This is a genomic window from Nonomuraea sp. KM90, from assembly GCF_052246675.1.
GTDB lineage: Bacteria > Actinomycetota > Actinomycetes > Streptosporangiales > Streptosporangiaceae > Nonomuraea.
The window spans coordinates 1-5198 of the sequence record NZ_JBQQCB010000269.1 but is presented as its reverse complement, the minus strand read 5'-3'; the positions used below and the strand labels follow the sequence as shown (position 1 = coordinate 5198).

3 protein-coding genes are annotated in these 5198 nt (G+C 65.8%); 2 read left to right on the top strand and 1 reads right to left on the bottom strand.

Annotated elements, in window-relative coordinates; all coding sequences use genetic code 11:
- Window positions 1-251 precede the first annotated feature (251 nt).
- Complete coding sequence (locus ACTWPW_RS62860; RefSeq protein ID WP_443174828.1) at window positions 252-1826, top strand: transposase; 1575 nt, start codon at window positions 252-254, stop codon at window positions 1824-1826.
- A 1030-nt stretch (window positions 1827-2856) separates the two neighbouring features.
- Here the strand turns inward: ACTWPW_RS62860 and ACTWPW_RS62855 are convergent.
- Window positions 2857-3507, bottom strand: a complete 651-nt coding sequence (locus ACTWPW_RS62855; RefSeq protein WP_443174827.1) for a winged helix-turn-helix transcriptional regulator — start codon at window positions 3505-3507, stop codon at window positions 2857-2859.
- 130 nt (window positions 3508-3637) lie between these two features.
- On the opposite strand from ACTWPW_RS62855, the gene ACTWPW_RS62850 reads away from it, so the two are divergent.
- Window positions 3638-4402: an SDR family oxidoreductase gene (locus ACTWPW_RS62850; RefSeq protein WP_443174826.1), complete on the top strand. Its 765-nt coding sequence runs from the start codon at window positions 3638-3640 to the stop codon at window positions 4400-4402.
- Window positions 4403-5198 lie beyond the last annotated feature (796 nt).

Genomic DNA, 5198 nt, shown 5'->3' with positions numbered 1-5198 from the left:
CCCAGCTTCAGCTCGCCCGGACACTCGCACCTGACCTGCGCCGCCCATGGGAACGCCCTGCTCCACTCGAACGGCTCACCCCCGCACGCGTCCGGCGAGGGTTTCGGCACCTCCGCCCCCGCCTGCCGAGGCTGTCGCACAGTTGCCGATCTTCACCTGTCAAGGCGGTCTTTGAGGGTAGGGCAGATTTCGTTTCTTGATCGTCACTTTGGTCACGTCAGTCACAGCGATCACCTGCGCGTCGTGCATGTGTGACGTTCAACTTCATCCCCCGCGCCGAGGAGCGCGCGTTGGTGTTTCCGCCGGACATCCGCACCTGGCTGCCACCGGAGCATCTGTGCTGGAAGATCCAAGCGGTGGTGGAGGAGCTGGACTTGTCGGGGTTCCTGGCCGGTTACCGTGCCGATGGGAAGGCAGCCGCGGCGTATCACCCCGCGGTGCTGCTGGGGTTGGTGCTGTACTGCTACAGCAAAGGAATCCGCTCGTCGCGCAAGATCGAGGCGGCCTGCTGGGACGATGTGGGGTGCCGGATCATCACGGGCAACCATCGCATCGACCATGCCACGATCGCTCGATTCATCCGGCGACATCGCCAGGGTTTGAAAGACCTGTTCCTTCAAGTGCTCGGGTTGTGCGCCCGGCGCGGATTGGTCGATCTCAGTGCGGTGGCGGTGGATGGTTCGCCGATGGAGGCAAACGCCGGCCGTGAGGCGAACAGGAATCTTGACCGCCTGGAGGTGGTCATCGCCGAGGGCGAGAGCGAGATCGAGGCGCTGCTGCGCAAGATCGCCGATTGTGCGGTGGGTGAGGAGCGGGCCGGCGATGAGGAGGAACCGCAACAGCCCGCGTCGGGTCAGATGCCCACTGACGCTGCGGCGGTGCGGTTGTTAGCCCGCGCGAGCGACCGGGTCGGGCGCGCCCGGTCAGCCCAGGCCAAGCTGCATCAGCGGGCGTTGCCGTCGGCTGGCGAGATCACTATCAAGGTCGAGGCCGTCGAGCGCATGGTCGCCAGGGCCGAACGCCGCCTGGCGGCCGTGACCGCCGCGCAGCGGGCCCGTTTGGACGATCACGCGCGGCGTGCCGGCCAAGACCGTCAGGCGGGACGCCGCGGCGCGAACGGGCGCCCTCCGGTGCCATTGGAGAACAAGACCGTCGTGGTGCGGCAGCGCGCACGACTGGCCAGGGCGATCGCCCACCTGGAGCGCGCCGGCAATCCCAGGCCCCTCCCCGGGCCCACCGCCCGGGCGTGCCTCACCGACCCCGATTCACGGCTGATGCTGAACAAACGCGGAGGCTACTGCCAGGGCTACAACATTCAGATCGCCAGCGCCCGCCGCCAGCTGCTGCTCGCCATCGAGCTGCACGACAACCCTGCTGACATGACGGCCCTGGTCCCGATGGTGACCGAAGTCCAGCGCAACTGCGCTGCGGCCGGCATCACCGACCCCGTTCAGGCGTGGCTCGCCGACAGCGGATACGCCTCCGCCGCCAACTTCGAGGCGCTCTCGGAGCTGCCGCTCCTGGTCGCAGTCACCTGCGAACGAACCCAGCTCCCCAGCTCGCAGCAATCTCCCGGCGACAATCCAGCCACCACCGGCCAGCAGGCCATGGCCGACCGCCTGGCCACCCCAGAGGGCCGCGCCATCTACAAGCAGCGAGGTGCCCTGGTCGAACCCGGATTCGCGCAGCTGTTCCAGCGGTATGGGCGCCGCCTCAACTACAGAGGAACCCACAACGTGGACACCGAGATCAAGCTCTTGGGAACCGTCCACAACCTCAACAAGCTCCTCCACCACCGCACCGAGAAGTCCACCCTTGACAGGTGAAGATCGGCAACTGTGCGACAGCCTCTGCCCCTACCTGCCAGTGCACCGAAACCCACCCGGCCCGGTCCCGGCAGGCCTCCAGGCTCGAAGAACCGGGCTCCCGCCCGTCACCACGACGTGGGCAAGACCACCAAACGCGCCGAAACGCTCGCCGAGCACCAGAACAGGAAGGGTTAAACGTCAAGCTAAGCGCGTGCAGCACGCCGATCGTGTGATGGTCGCGGGCGGCATCCCGGCACTCCACTTCGACTTCCAGATACCTGAGCGGCCGGGAGGGATCTCGCCACCGGTAACCGTGCGTCCACGACGACACAGGAGGACCCGGCACGGTCAGTCTCGGACCGCTCACCGGATTGGCGCCACCATCGCGCACGGCCGGCCCACGCGTCAGACCGCCGGGCAACTGATCCACGCGGACTCCTTCGATCGCGTCGTCTCCCGGTCTGGACGTTGAGTGCTCAGCGCGCTGGTCGAACGCGGCCCCCTGAGGGACGCGGCACAACGGCATGGCCGACAAAGGCTTCGCCGAGGCGGCGACAGAGCCGCCGCCGGGCGTGGCGCATCCTGAAAGGGCCGACGCGACCATACAGATCACCAGCGCGACCCCCTCAAAAGGCGCAAAGGAGGCAGAGATGGTGATCAATGTGCCCTATCGCCGCCTGGCGCACCTGACATTCCGGAAATGTGGCAGCGAGAGCACGAAACGGAGCGGGTCCGCGCCGACGCCCGCCGAGGCGAAGCGGCGTTGCAGCCTCTCGGCGGTGGCGAACTCGGCCATCACGTTGCGGCCATGGGGCCGCTCGCGCACGAGCTCACCGCCTGGCCGGCGTAGATGTAGGCGATGTCGCGATCCGATGCCTGTTCACTCAGCCGCGCAGGGTGCTGGCGTTGCTCGCAACCGTCCGATCGCCCTTCAGCACCATGCGGATGACCTTTCCTTGAACTCCGGCGAGAACTGCCTACGACGCCTCGTCACGTACCCGCCTCTTCGAGACTGAGGTAGCCCATAGCCCGAAATCTGCCAGATATCTCACATCGGGGCGGCCTGTACAAGGCGACGCACCGCCTCAACGTCGCCAGTCACGGACACCCGTCCGGACTCGACCGCATCGACCAGATCGTGCTGTCCGGTCATCAGGTCGAGCAGCGTCGCAGTGTCGGTCTCGATCACAGCGTCGGGTTTGTCCTGCAGTTGCCCGCGGGACGCCTCGACCAGTTCGCCGTCGACGACGCGGAAGGTGAAGAAATCCTGAGCGAGGTGTATTTCGTAATCGGCGGTCCAGGGGTCCTGCTTCTGTGGGATGAAGGCGTTGCGCAGCGCCAGCATGAGAGAGTCAGCACCGACCTCACCCTCTAAGGGGACAACGGGCGACCGGGTGCCCCAGCAACCAAGCAGGGCGACAATCTGATCGAGCTCGGCGCCCCACTCGGTCAACTCGTAGATCTTGGAGCCTGCGGGCGGCGGCAGCGTCCGGCGACGCACCACACCGACGTTCTCAAGGTCGCGCAGGCGCTGCGCCAGGATGTTGGGTCCGGCGCCGGGGAGTCCGGCTTGCAGGTCCGTGAACCGTTTGGGTCCGAGCAGCAACTCGCGCACGACCAGCAGCGCCCAGCGCTCGCCGATCATGTCCAATGCGTGCGCCACGCCGCATCCCTCGCCATAGCTGCGTTTGACCGCCACACACCCATAGTACGACCCGACTCCTGTTTCTCCGCATGTGCGCACCATGTTCAGGATTAACTGCTACAGTTTTTGAAGTACAAGGTTCGTTTCTTGTACCAACACGTAGCGAGCGAGAGGGAGTCCACACATGGCGGTTCTCACCGACAAGACGGCACTGGTGACGGGGGCATCGCGGGGCATCGGTAGGGCCATCGCCGAGCGGCTCGCGGCGAACGGCGCACTGGTCGGCGTCCACTACGGCAGCAATGACGCCGCGGCCAAGGAAGTGGTAGCCACGATCGAGCGCGCGGGTGGGCAGGCCTTCCCGATCCACGCCGAGCTGGGCATCGAGGGCGACGTGGCCACCCTCTTCGCGGGCCTTGAGGCAGGACTTGGCGGCAAGCCGCTCGACATCCTGGTCAACAACGCAGCCATATCGGATGGCACGCCGTTCGAGCACGTCACGCCTGAATGGTTCGACCGTAGCTTCGCGGTCAACGTGCGGGCACCATTCTTCATCGTCCAGCGGGCCGCCGGCATGCTGGCTGACGGCGGCCGCATCATCAACATCTCCTCCGCGGTGACCCGAATCGCCAGCCAGTTCGTCCATTACGCAATGACTAAGGGCGCCATCGAGGTCATGAGCCACACCTTGGCCCAGGCGCTGGGTTCACGAGGCATCACCGTAAACACGGTGTCGCCAGGCGTGGTCAACACCGACATGGGCAGCTGGATTCACAGCGCGCCCGGCATCGAGGAGGCCGTGGTGCACAACATCGCCATGGGACGCGTGGGACAGCCTAACGACATCGCCGACGTCGTAGGCTTCCTCGCCTCCGACGACGGGCGGTGGATCACCGGCGCCACCATCGACGCCAGCGGAGGTCATTGGCTCGGCCCCAACATGAGCTGATCTTCGCCAGGGGGACAGGAAATCGAACATCGGAATTCCCGCAGTTCGTCAACGCCACCGAGTGGTGCCCGGAAAGCCAGCCGGCCACGGTCCCACGTTCCGGCCCAACAGGTTTATCGGCGCGGTCATGCCCGCCAGGCATCGTCCTCCCCTTGTCAGACACCTCCACCGGCCTTGCCAGACCAGCACGCTCGACAGTGCCGTGGGGTGCGCCTACGAGACTTGGCGTAGTTCCTGGCAGGAAACCGGTTGAGAATGGCGGGCAACCGCCTTGATCGAAATCTTCAAGACACCGAGTATGGACCGAAGCTCCTCGTGGGCCCAGATGTAGTGCACACCCCTGTAGAGCATGAACGCCTCGCCGTTCGGCGGGGCGTTCAGGCTTTGGTCGTCTCCGATGTGTGAACGCCTCGCCATCCGGCGGGGCGTTCATGCACGGATCGTGTCTCCAACGCGTGCCCTCTGTCGGCACGGATCATCGGAGCTATCTGGCCGATGTCCCCGGCCCATAACCGCGCGCTCTCGAAGTCGACGATCATCCAGGCTCTACCGGCCGCTCCCATGAGCGCGGCGGCCACCAGCGGGCGGCGGATGGCGCGCGGCGCGGGCAGAGCAGGCAGCCAACCATCGTCACGTACGGTTGCAGTCTTAGCCGTTCAGCTTGACTCCGTCGGGAATGTTGAAACATCCGGCATGTCCCGAAGGGCGACTGATCAGTAACTGTGAGGCTTCTGGGGTCGGCGAAGTCGATCATTCCCCCGAGGTGGTCAGGTGTCGCTATCGGTTCGTCCCCGGT